2 protein-coding genes are annotated in these 25,510 nt (G+C 49.1%); one reads left to right on the top strand and one right to left on the bottom strand.

Annotated elements, in window-relative coordinates; genetic code table 11:
- Positions 1 to 10 precede the first annotated feature (10 nt).
- Entirely contained in the window at positions 11 to 23,740 is a 23,730-nt protein-coding gene (locus KSP24_RS22480) for a non-ribosomal peptide synthase/polyketide synthase (protein WP_216976808.1), read from the top strand.
- A 115-nt stretch (positions 23,741 to 23,855) separates the two neighbouring features.
- On the opposite strand, the gene KSP24_RS22475 is transcribed toward KSP24_RS22480, so the two are convergent.
- Positions 23,856 to 24,890 (bottom strand): alpha/beta hydrolase, encoded by a 1,035-nt coding sequence (locus tag KSP24_RS22475; RefSeq protein WP_216976806.1) that lies wholly within the window; start codon positions 24,888 to 24,890, stop codon positions 23,856 to 23,858.
- Positions 24,891 to 25,510: the final 620 nt, after the last annotated feature.

The raw sequence follows: 25,510 nt of genomic DNA, 5'->3' as shown, positions 1-25,510 counted from the left end.
GTGAAATGAGATGAATAACATGCAGTTATTTGATTTAACGAATGCGCAAAAGCGTATATGGTATACCGAATTACTCTATCCGGATACATCTGTGTCCCAGCTATCTGGTACAGCCAAGATGAAGGGTCATATTCATATCGCTGCCTTCATGCAGTCTATCAATTTGATTATCAAACAGTATGATGCGTTCCGCATTCGTATTACCTCAGTGGATGGAGTACCTAAGCAGTATGTCGTTCCTTATGAAGAGAGACAGTTGGAGTGTCTGGATCTTACCCACATCGAAAGCATTTCCGAGGTCGAAGCCTTGCTTGAGCAGCACAAAAGCAAACCTTTGCCATTATTGGACTCTGAACTCTTCCAGTTTTTAATTGTAAAGATTAGTGAGGAAGAATATTGGATTAATATCAAAATGCACCATATCATTTCTGACGGGATTTCTATGGTGGTCTATGGCAATCAACTGATAGCCTTTTATATGGATTTAATTCAAGGAAATGAACCTAAGCTGAGCGATGATTGCTCTTATATTGAATATATTGCAGATGAGAACGCATATGAGCTTTCTGATAGATACCAGAAGGATAAAGCGTACTGGCTGGACAAATTTTCTGATTTGCCTGAACTGACAGGTTGGAAATCATATAATCCGTTATCGCTAAGTACCCAAGCTGTTCGGGAGCATTTTACTGTGCCAGAGGCGCTATATCGCGAGCTACAGGCATTTTGCCAGCAAAATAGGATTTCTCTCTTCCAATTCTTCATGGGTGCGATGTATATCTACATACACAAAGTGACGAATCAGCCGGATGTGGTGATCGGCACCTCGTTCGCTAACCGGGGGAACAAGAAAGAAAAGCAAAAGATCGGTATGTTTGTCAGCACGGCTGCAGCCAGAACATACGTTGACAAGGATGTAGAGGTGTTGAACTTCCTGCAGGACGTAGCTAGGGATCAAATGTCAGTCTTGCGGCATCAGAAATATCCGTACAATCAGTTAATTCAGGATCTTAGAGAAATGCACGGCAACAAGGATATTCAGCGGCTTTTTGGTGTTTCCATGGAATACCGCCTTATCAACTGGGTCGATTTGGATGACGTGCGCATTTTGACGGATTATGATTTTTGCGGCGATGAAGTGAATGATTTCGTGCTTCATATCGTGGAGATCTTGGATGAAGGCGAGCTGGTACTGGATGTCGATTATCGGACGAAGCTGTTTGAACGCAGTGAAGTAACGGACATGGTGTCCCAGCTGCTTACGATCGCCGAGCAGATCATTCATACACCGCAGCTTTCCATCGCAGAGGTAAACCTATTGGGAGAAGCAGAAGAGCAATCCATTCTGGCTCTTTCAGAAGGTGATGTAGTGGATTACCCGCGTGAGAAAACGATTCATGGCTTATTCGAGGAACAAGCCGAGCGCACGCCGGACCACGTAGCTGTTCAGATGGGCGAGCAGAGTATTACATACCTAGCTCTAAATGAGCAGGCTAACCAGCTTGCGAGATATTTACGCACCGAAGGTGTGGGTGCAGATGTACTCGTGGGGATTATGGCTGATCGTTCCCTAGAGATGGTCATCGGCATGTTGGCGGTTTTGAAGGCAGGAGGGGCCTATGTGCCAATTGATCCTGACTATCCTGAAGAACGTATTCGTTACATGCTAGAGGATTCAGGAGTCCGCTTATTGCTCACCCAAAGCCATCTATGGGAGAGTACCACGTTTGACGGGAAGCTTGTGAGTCTGGACGAAGCCGCAACGTATACAGGAGATGCTTCCAATCTGGAGAGCATTTCGGGACCAAACCATTTGGCCTATGTTATTTACACATCGGGTACAACTGGCAAACCAAAGGGAACGCTGATCGAGCATAAAAATGTAGTTCGTCTGCTCTTTAACGATAGCAATTTATTTGATTTCAGTTCCCAGGATACATGGACGCTGTTCCATTCGTTCTGCTTCGATTTCTCTGTATGGGAGATGTATGGAGCGCTTCTTTACGGAGGGAAACTGGTAATTGTCCCAGCCCTTACAGCCAAGAGTCCGGCAGCTTTCCTGGAGCTGTTGAAAGACAATCAAGTTACTATTTTGAATCAAACGCCGACCTATTTTTATCAGGTGATACAAGAAGAGTTAGCACACTCATCCACGGAGCTCAGTCTTAGAAAAATTATTTTTGGCGGAGAGGCCTTGAGCCCATCTCTTCTGAAAAACTGGCGGGCAAAGTATCCTGGTGTGCAACTGATTAATATGTACGGAATCACGGAAACGACGGTCCATGTCACTTACAAGGAAATCACTGAACATGAGATTGAAGCAGGCAAAAGTAATATTGGTAGAACCATTCCAACGCTTAGCGCTTATATCTTTGATGAACACAGACACCTGCAGCCTGTCGGAGTTCCAGGGGAGCTATACATCGCCGGGGACGGTCTGGCCCGTGGGTATTTGAACCGACCAGATTTGACGGCTGAAAAATTTGTAGAACATCCGTATCGGGCGGGTGAACGCTTGTATCGAACCGGGGACCTGGCTCGTTGGTTGCCTGACGGCAATATTGAATATTTGGGCCGGATCGACCATCAGGTCAAAATTCGCGGCTACCGAATTGAGCTGGGCGAGGTCGAAGCCCAAATTCTTAAGGCTCCGAACGTACGGGAAACAATTGTCCTCGCCCGGGACGACGAACAGGGACAAAAATTGCTGTGCGCCTACTATGTAGCCTCCAGCGATCTTTCGCCAGGGGAATTGCGGTCTCAGCTGGCAACGGAATTACCAGCTTACATGATTCCCACTTATTTTGTCCGGCTGGAGCAAATGCCGCTTACACCTAACGGCAAGCTGGATCGCCGTGCGTTGCCGGCTCCTGAGGGCAGCGTGCAATCTGGTGAGGATTATCTGGCTCCAAGAACTGCAGTGGAAGCACAGCTGGTGCTCATCTGGCAGGATATCCTGGGAGCTGCCCGCGTGGGCGTCCGCGATAATTTCTTTGAGATCGGTGGTCACTCTTTGCGGGCGACATTGCTCGTTACGCGGATTCGTAAAGAGCTGGGATGCAGCATTTCGCTGCGTGAAGTATTCCAGTCGCCTACGGTTGAATCTCTGGCGCGACTGGTGAAAGAACGCATTCCAACCGTGTACGAGTCTATTCCACAGGCTGAGAAAAGCGAAGCATACCCAGTGTCCTCAGCGCAAAAGCGGTTATACGTGCTGAGACAGATGGACGGGGGAGAGCTCAGCTACAATATGCCAGGGGCCTTCACCGTGGACGGACCGTTGGATCGCGTGCGGCTGGAGTCTGCGTTCAAAGCACTGATCCAGCGTCATGAATCGCTGAGAACCGGCTTTTATATGCAGGATGGAGAGCTTGTTCAACGTGTGCATAAGAATGTTCCGTTTGCGTTGGACTACACAGAGGCGTCGGTGGAGGAAACGGATACGCTCATTCACAGCTTTACCCGTGCCTTTGATCTGAGTCAGGCTCCATTATTGCGTGTTGGCTTAGTAAAGCTGCAGGAGGAGCGTCATCTGTTGCTGTTTGATATGCATCATATCATTTCAGATGGTGTTTCCATTCAAATACTGGTGGAGGAACTCACGCAATTGTATCAAGGAGAACACCTACCAGAACTGCATATTCAATATAAGGATTATGCGGTATGGCAACGGGAACAGTCTGAGAGAGAGTGGCAAGACCTTGAAGCGTATTGGCTGCAAGCCTTTGAAGGAGAGTTGCCGGTATTGGAGTTGCCTACCGACTTCCAGCGCCCTTCGGTTCGGAGTTTCGAGGGAAGCCGAATTGATTTTACATTGGACGAGTCTGGCAATAAGGCGATACAAGAGCTTGCATCCCGTACAGGTACTACACTGTATATGGTATTGCTGGCGGCTTATTCGGTGCTGCTGCACAAATATACGGGGCAGAAGGACATCGTCGTAGGATCTCCAGTAGCCGGCAGACCACGGGCGGAGCTTGAGGGCATCATTGGGATGTTTGTCAATACACTGGCCTTGCGCAGTTACCCGGCAGGAGAGAAAACCTTTCAGGATTATCTTCTGGAAGTCAAGGAAACAGCACTCAAGGCGTTCGAGCATCAGGATTACCCTTTTGAAAAATTGGTCGAAAAACTGGGCGTAGGACGTGATGTGAGCCGCAATCCGATCTTTGACACCCTGTTGGTATTACAAAATACGGAGCAAGAAGAGCAGGACATTGATGGAGTGCACTTTACTCCTTACCCAATGGACACCGTCACAGCCAAGTTTGATTTGTCCCTTAATGTAGAGGAGAAGGGTGCTGAACTAGCCTTTGGCCTTGAGTATAGTACGGCTTTGTATCGGCGGGAAACTGTAGAGCGATTGGCAACGCACTTGCTTCGGGTTCTGCATGCAGTCGCGGCTAATCCTCAGTTGCAACTGGCCGAGATTGAGATGATCACACCAGAGGAGAAAGTACAAATCATTGAAGTATTCAACGCGACAGCTACTCCTTATCCAAGGGATAAGACTATTCATGAATTGTTCGCTGAACAAGTCAAGCGTACGCCGGAGCAGACGGCACTGGTATTCGGCGATGTCCGATTAACGTACCTTGAATTGGAAGATAAGGCACGCCGATTGGCCCAAAAACTGCGTCGTTTGGGGACACTAAGGGAGCAACCAGTGGCTATTATGGGCGGACGGAGTATCGAGATGGTGGTTGGTATGCTCGCAGTGCTTCAGGCTGGTGGGGCCTATGTGCCGATCGATCCTGATTACCCGGAAGATCGGGTTCGTTATATGCTCGAAGATTCCGATGCCAAGCTACTACTGGTACAAAAGGGCGAGCTTATAAATGTAGACTACGGTCTACCGATTGTTGACCTCAGCAGTGCAGAGGCTTATGCGTCTGAGCCTGTCCAAGCTGAGGAGGTAGTTCAGGGACCAGAGGGACTCGCTTATGTTATCTATACATCGGGTACGACAGGTAGACCGAAGGGCGTTATGGTTGAACACCGGAACGTGGTCCGTCTGGTCAAAGAAACCAATTATGTGGAACTAAACGAATCCACGCGAATTTTGCAGACAGGAGCCGTGGCCTTCGATGCGTCGACCTTTGAGATATGGGGGGCATTGCTTAACGGCGGACAGCTTTATTTTGTGGAGAACGATGACATCCTGATTGCCGATCGGCTCAAAGCAGCTATTGCCAAGTACGGGGTTACAACCATGTGGCTTACTTCACCGCTTTTCAATCAGCTTTCACTGCAGGATGAGTATCTGTTCAGAGGATTGAAAGCATTGTTGGTGGGTGGTGACGTACTGTCCATATCTCATATAAACCGTGTCATCGAGGCTAATCCTGATCTTGTCCCTATCAATGGCTATGGTCCGACAGAGAATACGACCTTCTCCACCACCTACAAGATTCCGGGTCATGTTGAAGGGGGCGTGCCGATTGGTCGCCCGATTAGTAACTCGACCGCTTATGTAGTCAATGAATCGCTGCAATTACAGCCTATTGGTGCTTGGGGCGAGCTGATTGTCGGCGGTGAAGGTGTAGCTCGCGGATACCTCAATCGTCCTGACCTCACAGCAGAAAAATTTGTCCCTAGTCCTGTTAAGGACGGGGAACGCTGCTACCGAACTGGCGATTTGGTACGCTGGCTTCCAGATGGAAACCTGGAGTTTAAAGGAAGAATTGATGAGCAGGTCAAAATACGCGGATACCGCATCGAACTCCCCGAAATTGAGGCTCAATTAGCCAAGGTGGAGTCAGTAGTTGAAGCCGTAGTCGTCGTTCGCGCGGATGAGCTTGGAGAGAAGCAGCTTTGCGCTTATTATGTGGCGGACCGTGCGCTCACGGCAGGCGAAGTACGCCTTGCCCTATCGCAGGTACTTCCGGGCTATATGATGCCATCCTACTTTATCCAGATGGATCGTATGCCATTAACATCAAACGGAAAAGTAGACCGCAGGTCTCTGCCAGCTCCGCAAGTAGGTGCGCATACAGGACGGAAGTATACAGCTCCTCGTACACCGGCTGAAGAAGCTTTGGCGTCTGTCTGGCAAGGGGTGCTGGGTGCTGAACAGGTGGGTATCCATGACAATTTCTTTGAATTGGGCGGAGATTCCATCAAGGCCATTCAGGTGTCGTCACGGTTACTGCAGGCTGGCTATCGGTTAGAGATGAAGCAACTGTTCAAATCCCCAACCATTGCCGAGCTAGGTGCAGAAATACAAACGGCTGTGCATATGGCTGAACAGGGAGTTGTGCGTGGAGCGACTCGCTTGACTCCAGTCCAGCAGTGGTTCTTTGGGCGGAATCAGGCAGAGCCTCATCACTTTAATCAAGCGGTCATGCTGTATCGTGAACAGGGATTTGAGGAAAAGGCTTTGCATCATGTGCTGAGAAAATTGACCGAGCACCATGACGCCCTTCGTATGGTTTTCCGTCAGACCGAGCATGGCTACGAGGCTTGGAACCGTGACCTTGAAGAAGGAGAGCTGTATAGTCTGTTCACTGCTGATTTACGGAACGAATCCAATCCAGTTGCAGCCATTACAACGCTGTCGGACGACATCCAGCGCAGCATCAATCTGGCAGAAGGTCCGCTGATGAAGTTAGGGCTTTTCCATTGTCAGGATGGAGACCACCTGCTGATTGTGATCCACCATTTGGTGGTGGACGGAGTATCCTGGCGGATTTTGTTTGAGGATATCGCAGCAGGTTATGAGCAGGTGATTCAAGGACAAGCACTGATATTCCCGCAGAAGACGGATTCCTTCCGTGACTGGGGAGATGCCCTTGCCCGTTATTCGGAAAGCCCAGAAATCGAGATTCATCGGGCGTATTGGAGAGAACTGGGGGATCAACCGCTCGAGCAGTTGCCGAAGGATGAGGCTGTGGAAAGCCTTTTACTGAAGGATAGCGAAATGGTGACAGCAGAGTGGACTGTGGAAGAAACCGATCAACTGTTGAGAAAAGCCCATCGTGCTTACCAAACGGAGACGAACGATCTGCTATTGGCCGCTCTGGGCATGGCGGTATCCAAGTGGTCTGGCATTGGCAAGATTGCTGTGAATCTTGAAGGGCATGGTCGTGAACCGATTGTGCCGAATATCGATATTACCCGTACTGTCGGTTGGTTTACAAGTCAGTACCCAGTCATTTTAGACTTGGGAAATAATACTGAATTGTCAGCCTTGATCAAGTCTGTGAAAGAGGGGCTACGCCGTATTCCGAATAAAGGTATCGGGTATGGGTTGCTCAAAACGATGGCCAGTCAGGAGGACGCAGACAGTTTCAACTTGCAGCCTGAGATTTCTTTTAACTATCTGGGGCAGTTTGATCAGGATTTGCAAGGAAGCTCGTTGCAGGTTTCTCCTTATCCAACCGGAAGCGCGCAAAGCTTGCTGGGAGAGTCAGCCTATACACTAGATATCAATGGTATGGTGACAGACGGAGCCTTGACTCTGACGATGAGTTATAACGGAAAACAGTATAAGTCATCCACAATGAAACAGCTCGCTGGATATATCGAAGAAAGCCTACGGCTGCTGCTTCAGCATTGTGTAACCCAGGAAAGAACTGTATTGACGCCAAGTGACGTGCTTGCCAAGGGACTGAGTATTGCTGATCTGGAGGAGATTTCTAAGCAGACCAATCACATAGGCGATATTGAGAATGTATACAGTCTGACGCCGATGCAGAAGGGCATGCTGTTTCATGATATGTTCGAGCCGCATACAGGGGCTTATTTTGAACAGGCCGCCTTTGACTTTAAGGGTAGCTTTGATCCGACCGCTTTCGGACACAGTCTGGATGCAGTGGTGGAGCGCCATGCTATCCTGCGTACGAACTTCTACAGCGGATGGGGCGGTGAGCCTTTACAGGTTGTATTCCGGCATAGAGGCGCCAAATTGGTGTATGAAGACGTGCGTGAGATGAATGCATCGCAGCGTGAAGCTTACCTGCAGACATTTGCCGCTAAGGATAAAGAGCAAGGCTTCAATCTGGCTGAAGATGAGCTTCTCCGTGTATCGATTTTGCATACAGATGAAGAGAGCTTCCGTCTCTTATGGAGTTTTCACCACATCGTCATGGATGGGTGGTGTGTCCCATTAATTACACAGGAGGTGTTTGAACACTATTTTGCCCTCCTGGAAGGAAGAGAGCCTCAGCTGGCAGAGGTTCAGCCGTATAGCCGGTATATTGAATGGCTGGAACAGCAGGATGAGGCAGCTGCGGCCGACTATTGGAGCCGATATCTGGCCGGTTACGAACAACAGACGCTTTTACCTCAAGTCGATGGAGCAGCTAAAAGAGAAGGTTATGTAGCAGAGAAGCTGAATTATCCTGTCAGCAGGGAATTGACTGAACGCCTGGAAAAGGTGGCCAGAGATGCTCATGTTACGATGAATATATTGCTGCAGTCTATCTGGGGCGTTGCGCTTCAACGCTATAACGGTAGTCGGGATGTTGTATACGGAAGTGTGGTATCAGGCAGACCAGCTGAAATCCCAGGTATTGACCGGATGATCGGTCTGTTCATTAATACCATTCCAGTTCGTGTGAAGACGGAAGAAAATCTCCCCTTCACAGTCCTGATGAAGCAACAGCAGGAGCAGTATATGGCTTCTCATATGTACGATACCTACCCGTTGTTTGAAATCCAGGCTCAGACGGACCAAAAGCAGGATCTCATCTCTCATATTATGGTATTTGAGAACTATCCTGTGGAAGAGGAAGTAGAACGTCTGGGAGGTGGCGAGGCTGCCTTTGAGATTGAGGAAGCGGAGCTTCTTGAACAAACGAATTACGATTTTAACTTAATTGTTCTACCGGGCAAAGAGATGAGATTGTTGTTCCAATACAATGCGCTCGTCTATGATCCAGCCACGATCGAACAAATCAAGGGCCACTTGTTCCACCTGATGGAACAAATTGTGGAGAATCCTGCAATTTCCGTGGATGCTCTGGAATTGGTTACACCACAGGAGAGAGAGCAGATTCTGAACGTATGGGGAGACACGGGGGCCAGTTCCAAACACCGTACTACGTTTCACGGGCTGTTGGAGGAGCAGGCAGGTCGAACGCCGGACGCCACGGCCATTGTATTTGAGAACGAGGTACTGACCTACGCCGAGCTGAACGCAAAAGCCAATGGATTGGCGAGAAGACTGCGCGCTGAAGGAGTCAAAACGGGAGACCTGGTGGGGCTGATTGTTGAACGGTCAACCGATATGATCGTTGGGATGTACGGCATTATGAAAGCCGGAGGCGCCTACGTTCCTATTGATCCAGAGTATCCGAAAGAGCGGATCAACTACATGCTTGAGGATTCGGGGACGAAGATGATCCTTGCTCAAGCTCATCTGCTGGAGCATAGAGGCTGGACGGGGAATGTCCTGTTGCTGGATGAACCGTCGACCTATGATGCCGACACTTCGAATTTGAAGGATACGGCCGACCCTGATGATTTGGCTTACGTGATCTATACCTCAGGCACGACAGGTCGGCCTAAGGGCGTATTAGTGGAACACCGGGGACTACAAAATCTGTCGGACGTATACCGCGGACTCTTCGAAGTTACACCGCAGGATCGGATTGTTCAGTTTGCAAGCCTGTCGTTCGATGCATCGGTTTCGGAAATTTTAACGACATTGAGCCACGGAGCTACTCTGTGTATTCCTTCTACACAAGAGATTTTGGATCATGCTTTGTTCGAGCAGTTCATGAACGATAAGGGGATTACGGTAGCGACTTTGCCACCAGCCTACGCTATCCATCTCGAGCCAGAGCGTCTGCCGACACTGCGATGCCTGCTAACAGCTGGGTCAGCCACATCGGTCGAATTGATCGAAAAGTGGAGAAAGCATGTACAATACTTCAATGCATATGGTCCAACTGAGGACTCCGTATGCACTACCATATGGAATGCCCAGAACAGTGAAGAAACCGTAGGAATCGTATCCATTGGACAACCAATTGCCAACCATCGTGTGTATATCTTGGATGACCATTTCAGATTGCTGCCTGTCGGCGTAGCTGGAGAACTGTGCATTTCGGGTATCGGGTTAGCACGGGGGTACCATAACCGCCCTGAGTTAATGGATGAGAAATTTGTGGACAATCCGTATGCTCCAGGAGAGCGTATGTATCGGACGGGCGACCTGGTTCGCTGGTTACCGAATGGAACCATCGAGTACCTAGGTCGAATAGATCATCAAGTCAAAATTCGTGGCTATCGGATCGAGCTGGGCGAGGTCGAAGCACATATGCTCAGAGTGCCGTCCGTTCAGGAAGTCGTGGCTTTGGCTGTGGAGAGTGATGACGGCTACAAGGATCTAGTCGCTTACTTCGTAGCTGCTCAGAAACTTGAGGTATCCGAGCTCCGAGCAGATCTGTCGGAGATGCTGCCTGGATATATGATCCCTTCTCGCTTCATACAACTGGAGGACATGCCTCTAACGTCGAACGGAAAAATAGATCGAAAAGCGCTGCAAGGCGAGCGTGGATGGGCAGTTGCTTCATCTGAGGCTCCAAAGACACCTGTAGAAATCCAATTAGCCGAAATCTGGCAAGAGGTGCTGGGTGTAGAGAGCGCGGGAGTAAAGGATAATTTCTTCCATTTTGGAGGCCATTCACTGCGTGCAGCTTTGCTAGTCTCACGAATTCGTAAGGAGATGAATCGCGAGATTAGTCTAAGAGAAGTGTTCGAGTCGCCTACCATTGAAGGATTGGCTCGGGCCATTGAAGCCTATACACCGCTGAATTTCGAAGAAATTCCTACAGCCGAAGCACGCGAGCACTATCCATTGTCCTCAGCCCAAAAACGGCTGTTTATCCTTAGTCAGCTGGAAGGTGGAGAGCTGAGCTACAATATGCCAGGTATCCTTACGGTTGAGGGAGACCTGGATCGGGAACGGCTAGAGCAGGCATTCCGTCGTCTGATTCGTCGTCATGGTTCGCTGCGCACCCGTTTTGTGACCGTTAACGGTGAACCTGTACAGCAAATCCTACCGGATGTTCCGTTTACGGTGGAATATGCGGAGTTGAGCGAGTCAGAGGCAGAAGCTACCCTTCAGCAATTTGTCCGTCCTTTCGATCTTGGTGAAGCTCCATTGCTGCGGGTGGGTCTGATTCGTATTGCACATGAGCGCCATTTACTATTGTTTGACATGCATCATATTGTCTCAGATGGGGTTTCTATGAATATTCTCATAGAGGAGTTTCTCCGTTTCTACCAAGAAGAGGACGTATTGCCTGCGCTACAAATCCAGTACGCGGATTATGCGGTATGGCAGCAAGAGCAGCTCGGAAGAGAGCGTCTCAAAGCCCAGGAAGCTTACTGGCTGGATGCATTCCGCGGGAGCTTGCCGGTGCTGGATTTGCCAGTGGACGAAGTTCGTCCTGCGGTACGAAGCTTTGCGGGAGATCGGATTGACTTCCAGATTGATGCTTCTCTGAGCGCTTCACTTCAGGAGCTGGCTACCCGAACAGGTTCTACGCTGTTTATGGTGCTGCTGGCAGCCTATACGACGCTCTTGCATAAGTACACGGGTCAGGAAGATGTCATTGTCGGTTCACCAGTGGCGGGAAGATCCCATGCCACACTCGAAGGTCTCATCGGTATGTTCGTAGGCACAGTGGCACTGCGTACTTATCCAGAGGGCGAAAAGTCCTTCGAGGCTTACTTGCAGGAAGTGAAGGAAACAGCCCTGCGGGCCTATGAAAACCAGGACTATCCGTTCGAGGAGCTGGTAGAGAAGCTGCAGCTTCAGCGTGACCTGAGTCGTAACCCACTATTTGATACTATGTTTGTTCTGCAAAATATCGAGCAGGGAGAACAAGAAATCGAGGGATTGCGTTTCACTCCTTACGATCATGTACATCCTGCTGCCAAGTTCGACCTCACACTGACGGTGAGCGAAGCGGATGGGACATTGAACTGCACGCTGGAATACGCGACTGCAATCTACAAGCGGGAGACCGCTGAGCGGATGGCAGGCCACTTTGTACAGCTTATTCAGGAAGCTATCGCCAATCCGGGAATGTCGTTGTCATCCCTGGATATCGTGACACCGCAGGAAAAATCGATGTTGATGAAGGATGCGGACGAAGCCAAAGCAGATTATCCTCGTGACAAAACGATTCATGCACTGTTCGAGGAACAGGCTGTTCGTAATCCGGATGCAGTAGCAGTCGTATGTGAAGAGGCAACCCTGTCTTATAGCGAGCTGAATGAGCGGGCCAACGGACTTGCCAGAACACTGCGCGAGCGTGGTCTGCAACCAGATGGTCTGGTTGGAATCATGGCAGATCGTTCCCTTGAAATGGTCGTTGGGATTTTAGCCATTTTGAAGGCGGGCGGAGCTTATGTCCCTGTGGACCCTGAATATCCAGAGGATCGCATTCGTTTTATGCTTGAGGATTCGGGAGCCAAGCTTCTGCTGACACAAGCACATCTGGAGACACGTGTCTCCTTTACCGGGGACGTCATCAATCTGGATGAGCCGGCTTCCTACAAGGAAGATATCTCAAATCTGGAGCCTGCAGCTGGACCGAATCATCTTGCCTACGTCATCTACACATCGGGTACGACAGGCAAGCCTAAGGGAACACTGATCGAGCATAAAAATGTAGTCCGCTTGCTCTTTAATGATAAAAATATGTTTGACTTCGGTTCTCAGGATACGTGGACGCTGTTCCATTCGTTCTGTTTCGACTTCTCTGTATGGGAAATGTACGGGGCATTGCTGAACGGAGGTCGTCTGGTCATCGTTCCGTCGTTGACCGCGAAGAGCCCTGAGCGATTCCTGCAATTGCTTAAGGATCAGAAGGTTACCGTGTTGAACCAGACGCCAACATACTTCTACCAGTTGCTACAGGAAGAACTTAGTCATCGCGCGGCAGAGTTGAGCCTCCGCATGATTATCTTTGGTGGAGAGGCATTAAGCCCGGCCTTGCTCAAGGACTGGAGAGCGAAATATCCGCAAGTGCAGCTCATCAACATGTATGGCATCACGGAAACGACCGTGCATGTGACCTATAAGGAAATTACAGAACTGGAAATTGAGCAGGGTCGCAGTAATATCGGTATCCCGATTCCGACACTACGTGCGTACATTCTGGATGAACAACGCCGTCCACAACCGATTGGCATTCCGGGTGAACTCTACGTTGCGGGCGAAGGGCTGGCGCGTGGCTACCTAAATAGACCGGAATTGACGGAAGAGAAGTTTGTAGCTCATCCGTTTGAAGCGGGCGAGCGTATGTACCGCTCAGGTGACTTGGCACGCTGGTTGCCGGATGGCAGCATGGAGTATCTCGGGCGGATTGACCATCAGGTTAAAATTCGGGGTTACCGCATTGAGCTGGGCGAAGTGGAGGCGAAGCTGCTCCATGCTCCGTCTGTAAGGGAGGCCGTTGTGCTTGCCCGAGAGGATGGAAGTAGACAAAAAGTGCTGGTCGGCTATTTCACTGCGGATCAGATGCTGACGGTAGGCGAATTGAGAAAAGCCTTGGCTGCTGAACTGCCGGCTTATATGATTCCATCTTACTTTATGCAATTGGAACAGATGCCGTTGACGCCAAATGGCAAGCTGGATCGCAAAGCGCTTCCGGCTCCAGAGGCCAATGTGCAGACTGGAGCGGTTTATGAAGCGCCGAGGAACGCAGCTGAGGAAGCTTTAGCTTCCGTATGGCAAGGTGTGCTGGGAGCACAGCAGGTCGGCATCCATGATCATTTCTTCGATCTGGGCGGTGACTCCATCAAGGCGATTCAGGTATCCTCCAGATTGTTCCAGTCTGGATACAAATTAGAGATGAAGGATCTCTTCAAATATCCGACCATTGCCGAGCTAAGCCCGTATCTTCAGGTAGCCGGACGCACAGCAGAGCAAGGTGAAATCAAGGGTGCAGCGGAGTTAATGCCAATTCAGCGTTGGTTCTTTGAACGCCACACAGCAGAGCCGCATCATTACAATCATGCTGTCATGCTCTATCGGAAAGAAGGCTTTGATGAAGCTGCACTCCGGTTGACAATGGACCAAATTGCGATCCATCATGACGCGCTTCGTATGGTTTTCCGACCTACAGAAGCTGGATACACGGCTTGGAATCGGGGAGTTGACGAAGGTGAACTCTACACATTGGACATCGCCGATATGCGACAGGCAGATGACGAGGCAGCTGCTGTTCAAACCCAAGCTGATGCCATTCAGGCGAGCTTCCACTTGGAAGAAGGCCCGCTGTTCAAGCTAGGCTTGTTCCATTGTAAGGATGGCGATCATTTGTTGATTGTCATTCATCACCTCTTGGTTGACGGCGTGTCCTGGCGCATCCTGTTTGAGGACATTGCAACAGGATACGAGCAGGCGTTGAATGGACAAGCGATTGTTCTTCCGCAAAAGACCGATTCGTATCTTGTATGGTCCGAGCAAGCGGCGAAGTATGCAGCAGGCCCTGCTCTGGAAAAGGAACGTTCATACTGGCAGCAGATTGAGGAGACGGTTCTGACTCCACTGCCAAAGGATCAGGATCAGGAGCCAGGCACCATTCGAGATACCGAGTCGGTTACGGTAACGTGGTCTGCTGAAGAAACCGGCCTGCTGCTGCGACAAGCAAACCGGGCTTATCATACGGAGACGAATGATTTGCTCTTGACTGCTCTGGGAGCAGCTATTCAGCGCTGGACAGGCATGGAGCAGGTTCTGGTTAACCTTGAAGGGCATGGCCGGGAAATGATCATACCAGATCTGGATATTACCCGTACCGTGGGCTGGTTCACAACTCAGTACCCTGTTCTGCTGAACCTGCAAGATGGGCAGGAAGTATCTACCCGGATCAAGCGCATCAAGGAGAATTTGCGTGAGGTTCCGCACAAAGGTATCGGCTACGGTCTGCTGAAATATATGGCACCGGAAAATGGCGCTCGATTCAGCGTAGAACCAGAAGTTTCCTTCAACTACCTTGGACAGTTTGACCAGGACTTGGAGGGCAATGCTCTTAGCTTGTCTACACATTCAGTCGGTAAGGCGCTCAGCGATTACACACCACAGCAATATGCTCTGGATGTGAATGGCATGGTTGCCGAAGGACAGCTATCACTGACGATTACGTATAGCAATAGGCAGTACCGTAAGGAGAAGGTAAGCCATTTTGCTGAATTATTACAGTCAAGCCTTAGCGAGGTTATCCGGCATTGTGTGGCTCAGGAGCGTGTACAGCTTACTCCAAGTGATGTTCTGTTCCAAGGTCTGACCCTGGAGCAGCTTGATCGACTCACAGCCCAGACGGCCCATATTGGAGAGATTGAGGATGTGTACAAGCTAACGGCAATGCAGAAGGGCATGCTCTTCCACAGCTTGCTGGAGCCGGACTCCTCTTCCTACTTTGAGCAGGCAACGTTTGAGCTACGTGGCAGCTTCGATGTAGATACCTTCTTCGAGAGCTTCCAGGCTTTGGCGCAACGACATGCCATACTGCGTACCGGTTTTTACAACAATATTACTGATGTACCGCTGCAAGTTGTCTTTAAGCAACGGCCTATCCCTCTGAACTACGTAGATTTGCGTGCCGCTACGTTGGAGGAGCAAGAAGCCCAGATTCAGGCTTACACTACTGAAGATATGGCTAAGGGATTCAGCTTGTCAGAAGATCCGCTGATGCGAGTGAGTGTCTTGCAAAAAGAACAAAGCCACCTTGTATTGTGGAGCTTCCATCATATTGTCATGGACGGCTGGTGCATCCCGATTATTACACAGGAGCTGTTCGATTATTATTCTGCCCTGCGTCAGCAAGTACAGCCTGTACTGCCGCCGGCTCAGCCCTACAGCCGTTATATTGAATGGCTTGATGCACAGGACGATCAAGAGGCTTCAACATATTGGAGTCAATATCTCGAAGACTATGACGGCAATACGGTATTGCCAGAAGCTAAAACGAAATCTCAAGCTAAAGAAGAGGGCTACGTTCTGAATGAGCATGTTCTCCATTTGGGTACAGCCTTGACCCGCAAAATGGACGTTGTCGCGAAGCGCAATCATGTGACGGTCAACACACTCATGCAGACAGCCTGGGGACTGATTCTCCAGCGTTACAATGCCAGCTCGGATGTAGTTTTCGGCGGTGTTGTATCGGGTAGACCTGCTGAGATTGCAGGGATCGAGAATATGGTGGGTCTGTTTATTAATACAGTACCTATCCGTGTACAGTCATCCAAAGACGAGGCCTTCGTCGAGGTGATGAAACGTACACAGGCACATTCGTTGGCTGGTCGTGCCTACGACACTTATCCGCTGTATGAGATTCAGGGGAAAACAACTCAAAAGCAAGACCTGATTTCTCATATTATGATCTTTGAAAATTATCCGCTTGACGAACAGGTAGAACAGTCGGGTAATCAAACAGAGGACAATCTCGAAGTCGCCAACTTCGCCATGTTTGAGCAAACTAACTATGACTTTAACCTGGTTGTCATTCCAGGCGAGGACATTAAGGTCTGCATTCGCTACAATGCTTCGGTCTACGAGCAAGAAAGCATTGCGCGAATCGGAGGACACTTGTTGCAAATGCTCGATCAGGTAGCTACTCGTCCGCAAGCGACGATACAGGAGCTGGAGATTGTAACACCGGAGGAACGGACGAAGCTGCTCGACTGGGGTGGCAAGGCTCATGTCTATCCAAGTGATCAGGGTCTGCACACCTTGTTTGAAGAACAGGTTGCCCGTACGCCGGATAAGATCGCGGCAATAAGCGGTGACATCCAGATCACGTATCGGGAGCTGAACGAGCGGGCAAACAGACTGGCTTCGACCTTGATAGCCCAAGGACTGCGGAGCGAACAAGTAGTGGGTCTATTGGCGGATCGATCAGTGGAACTGTTGGTTGCCATTATGGGCGTGCTCAAAGCGGGCGGAGCCTATGTACCGATTGATCCTGAATATCCGCAGGAGCGGATACAGTATATTCTGAAGGACTCTGGCGCTGAGATTCTGCTCACACAGAGCCACCTGACGAAGCTAGCGTCCTTTGAGGGAATGGTTATGGAATTGGATTCTCCGCACATCTACGGAACTGGAGTGAATAATCCTAATATTCCTGTGAGAGGAAACGATTTGGTGTATTTAATCTATACTTCGGGTACAACAGGAAATCCGAAGGGAACCATGATTAACCATAAAGGAATCGTGAACTACATCTGGTGGGCCAATAAAGTCTATTGTGCAGGGCAACCAACGGACTTCCCGCTGTATTCATCCATCTCGTTTGACTTGACGATGACATCAATGTTTACTCCGTTAATAAACGGAGGAATAGTACGGATTTATGATGGTATAGATAAAGCGGAGGTTGTTCAGCATATTTTGCGCGAAAATGCGGTCGATATTCTCAAGCTGACGCCGACACATCTTAGTCTCATAAAAGACATGACCATTCCAGCGGAAAGTCGTATTCAGCAGCTCATTGTGGGTGGAGAGAATCTGACCACGCATTTGTCAAAAACGATTACCGACCTCTTTGGTGGCAACATCAAGATTTACAATGAATACGGTCCAACCGAAACCGTCGTCGGCTGCATGATTCACCTGTACGATCCTGCGAAGGATACACGGGAATCCGTACCGATTGGATTGCCGTCCGATAACATATACATTCATATCTTGGATGAACAGCTTCGTCTCGTACCGTTAGGTGTGGAGGGCGAAATGTACATCGCCGGGGACGGAGTAGCCCGTGGATACCTGAACCGTCCGGATCTTACCGCCGAAAAATTCATTAGGAATCCGTTCGCCCCGGAAGGAAATATGTATCGGACCGGAGATTTAGCTCGTCGCCTTCCTAATGGAGACATTGAGTACATTGGGCGTATTGACCATCAAGTCAAAATCCGGGGCTATCGTATTGAACTTGGTGAGATTGAGGCCAAGTTGCTGGAAATACCACTTGTCGAGGAAGCTCTCGTTGTTGCGTGGGCAGATGCCAATGGACAGAAGTCTCTATGTGCTTACTTTGTAGCGGATCGGGAAATGTCTGTCAGCGAGCTGAGAAATGAACTGTCTGCTGAACTGCCTGCATATATGATTCCGTCTTACTTTGTCCAAATGGACGTAATGCCTTTGACACCGAATGGCAAGCTGGATCGCAAGGCACTGCCTGAACCAAACGTGGGTGTGCAGGCAGGAGCTGCCTTTGCTGCACCGCGGACGGATGTGGAGAACATTTTGGCTTCGATTTGGCAAGGTGTGCTCGGCGTGCCGCTTGTTGGTATACATGATAATTTCTTTGAACTTGGAGGCGACTCGATCAAATCGATTCAGGTTTCATCAAGACTTCTCCACGCAGGCTACAAACTGGAAATGAAGAATTTGTTCAGCTATCCAACAATTGCCGAACTGGCTCAGCGCGTTAGCGCAGTCAGCCGAATTGCAGATCAGCGCGAGGTACACGGAACAGTAAAACTGGGACCTGCCCAGCGCAGATTTTTCGAAGAGCAGTCAACGGATCTTCATCACTTTAATCAGTCGGTTATGCTGTACCGACGTGAAGGCTTTAATACCGATGCGCTCGCCAAGGTTATTCAAAAAATTGCAGAGCACCATGATGCGCTGCGACTGGTGTTCCGCCAAGGAGAGCAAGGAGTAGAAGCCTGGAACCGTAGCTTGGGCGAAGGTGAGCTGTATAGCCTCCAAATCCACGATTTGCGGGATGAAAAAGATCCGGCTTTGGCAATAGAAGCAGGTGCAGAAGCCATTCAGCGCAGCATCTCTCTGGAGGATGGACCACTCTTTAGACTAGGTCTGTTCCGCTGTACGGAAGGCGAACATTTGTTGATCGTTATTCATCACTTGGCTGTGGATGGCGTATCCTGGCGTATTCTCTTTGAGGACCTACAGGAAGGCTACGAGCAGGCAGCACGTGGAGAAGCGGTCAAACTTCCACAGAAGACGGATTCGTACCGTGCATGGGTTGATGGAATCACGCAATACGCCAACAGCCCGGCGGCTGAACAAGAACGCAGCTTTTGGGCTGAGGTGGAAGGAGAGGGATTTGCCCTTCTTCCAAAAGACAAAGTGGACGGTATTCTTCTTATAAAAGACAGCGAGGCTGTTACGGTAACATGGTCGGTAGAAGAGACAGAGCAGTTCTTGAAAGAGGCGAATCGAACTTACAATACGGAAGTTAACGATCTGCTCTTGACGGCCCTCGGTATGGCGGTTCACGAGTGGACAGGGATCGAACGTATAGGCATCCTACTGGAAGGACATGGACGGGAGCCTGTAGTACCGGAATTGGATATCACTCGCACGATAGGCTGGTTTACAAGTCAGTATCCTGTCGCTCTTGAGATGGGAGGCGAATTGGAGATCGGCGCCAGAATCAAGCGTATTAAGGAAGATCTGCGTCGTATCCCGAACAAAGGTGTAGGATATGGTATTTTGAAATATTTGAGCGACGTATCGGTTGGCTCCTCCTTCTCGGCAGAACCGGAGATTATCTTCAACTACCTAGGGCAGTTTGACCAGGATCTTGCAGAGGGAACGATGGAGGTATCACCTTACTCGGCAGGATCTGAGGTCAGTGAGCAGATGGTACAGCATCAGGCATTGAACATCAATGGGCTGATTACCGAAGGACAGCTTCAGCTTTCGGTCAGCTATAACCATCAGCAGTTCCATGCAGATTCGGTAGAGAAGTTTGTCGGTATCCTGAAGGAGCGTCTCAGTGAAGTTATTGGGCACTGTGTGCGCAAGGAAAGAACCGAACTTACACCAAGCGATGTACTCCTCAAAGATATCAGCTTGGAGGAAATCGAGGAGCTGGAAGAGCAGACACGGCACATCGGTAGCATTGAAAATATGTATAAACTGACACCAATGCAAAAGGGAATGTTGTTCCACAGCTTGCTGGAGCCTCATTCAGAGGTCTACTTTGAGCAGGCCACATTTGAAATTCAGGGAGTGTTCTATCCTGAGGATTTCAAACGCAGCTTACAGCATCTGATGAAACGGCATGCCATATTGAGAACGAATTTCCATGCCGGATGGGGCGATTTCCCCATACAGATTGTGTTCAAAGAAAGAGCATGCGATTTCGTGTACGAGGATTTGCATGAGCTGGAATCCAGTGAAATAGAAGCGTGTCTTGCAGCTTACATTGCCCAAGACAAAGCAAGAGGCTTTGATCTTGCGAACGAAGCCTTGCTGCGTGTTGCTATCCTACGTACTGCAAAAGAGCATTACCATCTGTTGTGGAGCTCTCATCACATCATTTTGGATGGCTGGTGTATGCCGCTTGTGCTCCAGGAAGTGTTTGAAACATACGGAGCTCTACGTGAGCAAAGGGAACCTGAGTTTCCTGCAGCAGCATCGTACAGCCAGTACATTCAATGGTTGGAGAAACAAGGCGAGGAAGAGGCATCCTCTTACTGGAGAGGATACCTGGAAGGCTACGAGCAGCAGACGAAGCTGCCACAGGCTATTACACAGCCATCGGCCAAAGCAGAAGCCTACTTGTCAGAGAAGCTGGTATTCACGTTGGATGCGGAATTGACCGAGCGCCTGGAACAAGTGGCCAAGCAGCACCAGGTGACGATGAACACACTGATGCAAGCAGCCTGGGGAATCGTGTTGCAACGCTATAATAGAAGCCAGGATGTCGTCTTCGGAAGTGTGGTATCAGGCAGACCTGCCGAGATTCCGGGTATCGAAAGCATGATCGGTCTCTTCATTAATACAGTTCCAGTTCGGGTTCAGGCCGAGGGAAGCGAATCGTTCTCGCATGTAATGAAGAGACAGCAGGAATTATATTTGGCAGGACATGCTTATGATTCCTATCCGCTCTATGAGATTCAAGCACAGAGTGAGCAAAAGCAAGATTTGATTTCCCATATTATGGTATTTGAAAATTATCCGGTAGAAGAGCACCTGGAAGAGAAAATTGCCAATGATGAGGCCGAATACAAAATTACGGATGTTCAGATGTTTGAACAGACAAATTATGACTTTAACCTCATTGTGCTGCCGGGACGTAGTCTAGAGTTCTTGTATCGTTATAATGCTCGTGTCTATGACCGGGAGAGCGTGGAACGGATTCAAGGACACTTGACGAAAATTCTGACAAGCGTATCTGTACAACCTGCTATCCGTATTGATGAGCTGGAGCTGATTACGCCAGAAGAGAAATCACAAATTATAGAGGTATGGGGAGACACAGCAGCTCCTTATCCGCGTGAGAAGACCCTTCACGGTATATTTGAGGAAAAAGCTGCGCTCACACCGGATCATACAGCACTTATTTTCGGCGAAACGGAGCTTACCTACGGAGAACTTCATCAGCAGGCCAACCGCCTCGCACGTACGCTGCGTGCGCAAGGGGTCAGACCGGATCAGCCAGTCGGCATCATGGTCGAGCGTTCGCTTGAGATGATCATTGGCATCCATGCCATTCTAAAAGCGGGCGGCGCCTATGTACCGATTGATCCGGAGTTTCCGGAAGACCGTATCCGCCACATGCTGGAGGATTCGGGAGCGAAGCTTCTGCTGACGAAGAGTCATCTCATAGATCGTTTCCCATTCACTGGCACGATCCTGGCACTGGATGATCCGCAGGCGTATCATGCGGATGACTCCAATCTGGAGCCAATTGCAGGGCCAGAGCATCTGGCGTATATCATTTACACGTCGGGTTCAACCGGCAAGCCGAAAGGTGTAATGATTGAGCATCGCTCCGCCGTCCATACACTGAGCCAGTTGGAAGCTGAATATCCGATGTTGGCAGGTGATCGATTCCTGCTCAAAACGACATTCACCTTTGACTTCTCCGTGCCAGAGCTGTTCTGCTGGTTCTTTGGACAGGGGACGCTTGTGATCCTGCCGCCGGGCGTGGACAAAGACCCGGTGGCACTGCTGGAGGCTGTGGATACGAACCGAATCACGCATCTTAATTTGGTACCTTCGATGCTCAGCGTGCTCGTTCAATATTTGAAAGAAAGCAGTACCCAAGGATTCCTTACTCTGAAATATCTGTTTGCCTGCGGCGAGACGCTGCCTGCCAAACTTGTGGAAGAGTACTATAAAGTGTCTCCTTATGCAGTACTGGAGAACATCTACGGTCCTACGGAAGCGGCTGTATATGCGACTCGATATACAACGAGTCCTGAGACTGCGACTCTAACGCATGTGCCTATCGGCAAACCGTACGCTAACGTCCAAGTATGGATGATGGATAGCGCTTCTCAGGTATCACCAGTAGGTGTGCCAGGGGAACTCTGCATTGCAGGTGAAGGGGTAGCGAGAGGGTACTTCAATCAGCCGGAACTGACGGCAGAGAAGTTCATTCCTCATCCGTACAAACCGGGAGAACGGATTTACCGAACGGGCGATTTGGCCCGGTGGTTGCCAGACGGGAATATTGAGTATTTGGGACGGATCGATCACCAGGTAAAAATCCGCGGTTACCGCATTGAACTGGGAGAAGTGGAAGCACAAATCCTGAAGGTGCCGTCGGTGCAGGAAGCGGTTGTTCTAGCACTGGCTGACTCCAGCGGAAGTACTCAGCTTTGCGCATACTTTGTGGCCGAGGAAGGGCTCGCAGCGGGCGTCCTACGCGAGGCACTGGCCAGCGAGCTGCCAAGCTACATGATTCCATCTGCTTTCATACAGCTGGGACAAATGCCACTGAATCCGAATGGCAAATTGGATCGCAAAGCGCTACCAGCACCGGAAACCCTTCTGCGGAGTACGGCGGAGTATATCGCGCCGCGTACGCAGACAGAAGTAGAGCTCGCTCAGATTTGGTCCGAGGTGCTCGGTGTACAGGAAATCGGAATCAGGGATCATTTCTTCGAGCTTGGGGGCCATTCCCTGAAAGTATTGGGCTTGATTCAAAGGATCTCGTCCAGTATGGGCGTCCATCTCCCGCTCCAGGCCGTGTTTAATCTGCCGACAGTGGAAGAAATGGCACATGAAATTTTCAAGCTGCAGGCAACAGCTGCTGCGGATGAACAAGAAATGGAGATTATCCGCTTCCCAGGGAAAGGAACACTTAAAGTATTTTGCTTCCCTCCACGGGTAGGCCACTCTTTGGGGTACTATGAGATGGCCAAGGAGCTGGAAGGGCTTTGCGAGGTGTACGGGATGGAATTTATCGGCGATCGGTACCAGGGTCAGGATATGCTGGATCGATACATCGATGCCATCGTGGATATTCAAGCAGAGGGTCCATATGTATTCCTGGGATACTCACTTGGAGGAAATCTGGCCTTCGAGGTAGCTAAAGCCATGGAAATGCGAGGGTACCATGTTGGCGACATTATTATGGTAGATGCTATGAGAAAGATGTCCAAGGATGAATCGACACCAGAGGAGCTTGAAGAGATTGTCGAGACAGTGTTGGACAGCATTAGAGAGCAGTACAAAGCATTCCTCGCAGATCCAGCGGACAGGGAGCGAGTCATGGAAAAAATGCTAGTTTACTCCACCTACCGCGATGAACTTATTAACGCAGGTGAAGTTCATGCAAATATCCATGCTCTGATTGCAGAGGATGATAGTATTGGGCCGGATACATCATTAGATAAATTGTTATGGCAACAGGCAACACTTGGCCAATACAAAGAATACGAAGTCATCGGAACGCATGATGTGCTGCTTGATTCCGGTTTTGTCGGGGAAAATGCTAAAGTACTGAGACAAATACTTGGTAAAATTGCAGAAGCCTCATCTAAAAACAAGCCTATTTTGTCCTAAGATCAAACAACGAGAATAGTAGTGAGCAGCAAAGACGCCCGGGTTCCTTTATATAGGAGGGACCCGGGCGTCTTTTTTATTTTATGAAATCCTCAACATGCAGAGAGTAGTGCCTCTAATGATCAGTGTTTGTTTTAGCAACGGTTGACCGAGAATAATGGATATTGGAGATGAGCTCACGGATGACTTGAATGACAAGCTCTGGTTGATCATGAATAATCATATGCTCGCTCTTCTTGGCAACAATAAATTTACTATTGGTAGAGATATTGAGCATCTCGCGTTGCCCAATTTGCCAGCTTTGTTCGATCTGATCATTTCCACGCTTGCTAATACCAAACTGAGTCAAATCTTGCTGAATGCCTCGGGCTATCACACGCACAGGGAGGTTACCCAAATGCTGTCCGCGTATGGCATCTTCGGTAGTGCTCGCCAGATCACCCTCCTCGGCAACAGAGCGGAAGTACTTAGGGGAAGCAACAATATTCACAAAAGATTTTCTATCTCGATACTCCACCCGTCCGTTTAGCATAAAATTGGGAAACAGACGGAAAGCCCCTGCTTTTTCTAGGAGAATGGATATGAGTGGCGAGGGATTGCCCTTAGGCCGTTCTTTGGCATAAATCTTATTGGTCCGGCGAGCATCATTCTCAGGCCTAGCATCCACTAGAACCAGTCCTGCTACTTCGTTTCTGTATGTTTGTGCATAAAGCCTTGAGTACATCCCCCCGAGAGAATGACCTACAAAGATATAAGGAGGTTGGATGTCTGCATTCTTTAGAGCAGTATGAAGCTCCCGAACGATGTTTTCACCGGTGCGTGGTGTATTTGCCTCCTCGCTCCATGCATAGCCTGCCCGATCATAAGATACAACGGTGGCGAAGGATGACAGCTTCTCGGGAATATCCCTCCAGGACAGGCTACTTTCCCCGCTTCCTGATTCAAGCACGATCGTCGGAGAGCCAGCACCTATTTTATGAATATGGAGACGATAGCCTCCAGCGTCGACCATTCTCCCCAGAGGAGGATGTTGCGACTTATCATGTTTGGATGCAATCGACTCATACACAAATCCAGAGATAACAACAAGCAGTAAGCAAGAGATAACCCCAAATACGACTCTTGTCCAGGTTCGCCTTCGTTGTTTCATTTAAAATCTACTCCTCTACAATGTCATTATTTAAGTAGTCATCATCTATTTCATATGAAGTAAAATCGCTTTGGTGTGGTTTGGGCTTGATGAACATTTCATACTAAACCATTAAATTGAAGTTCCGTAGTATCCACCTATTCACTATTAAAGGCTGGGGGGAATGGCGCGGGTGTGCCTTATTATTTATACCCATCCTTTCTTTGTCAAATCATCAATATTAAAGAAAAAAGAGCATACAAATAAGAACCATTTGAACAAAAGCCCAGGGTCTAGTTACAAACATAAACGTTGTAAAAACAATTCAAAAAAAAGCTTGCATTCAAAAATGTAGAATGATATAATCTAATTCCGGCCAAGAGATATATGGTTGCGAGCGAGAAATACAAAAAAATGTTTTTAAAAAAATGCTTGCAAAGTTGGTTCGGAAGTGATATGATATAAGAGTTGATGAGGCGATGAGTTGATTCAACAGAATAAATGTTTGATCTTTGAAAACTGAACAACGAGTGAGTAAATGGTTTTGTTCGCAAAATCAACAATGAGATATTTTATCTCGTCAGTTTCAAAATGAGCTAATCGCTCTTTCTATAACCAACTTCGGTTGGTCTTTAATGGAG

It is taken from the genome of Paenibacillus sp. AK121, from assembly GCF_019042715.1.
Taxonomy (GTDB): domain Bacteria; phylum Bacillota; class Bacilli; order Paenibacillales; family Paenibacillaceae; genus Paenibacillus; species Paenibacillus polymyxa_C.
Note: the sequence above shows the minus strand (reverse complement) of the source record. Positions and strands in the feature narration are given on the sequence as shown.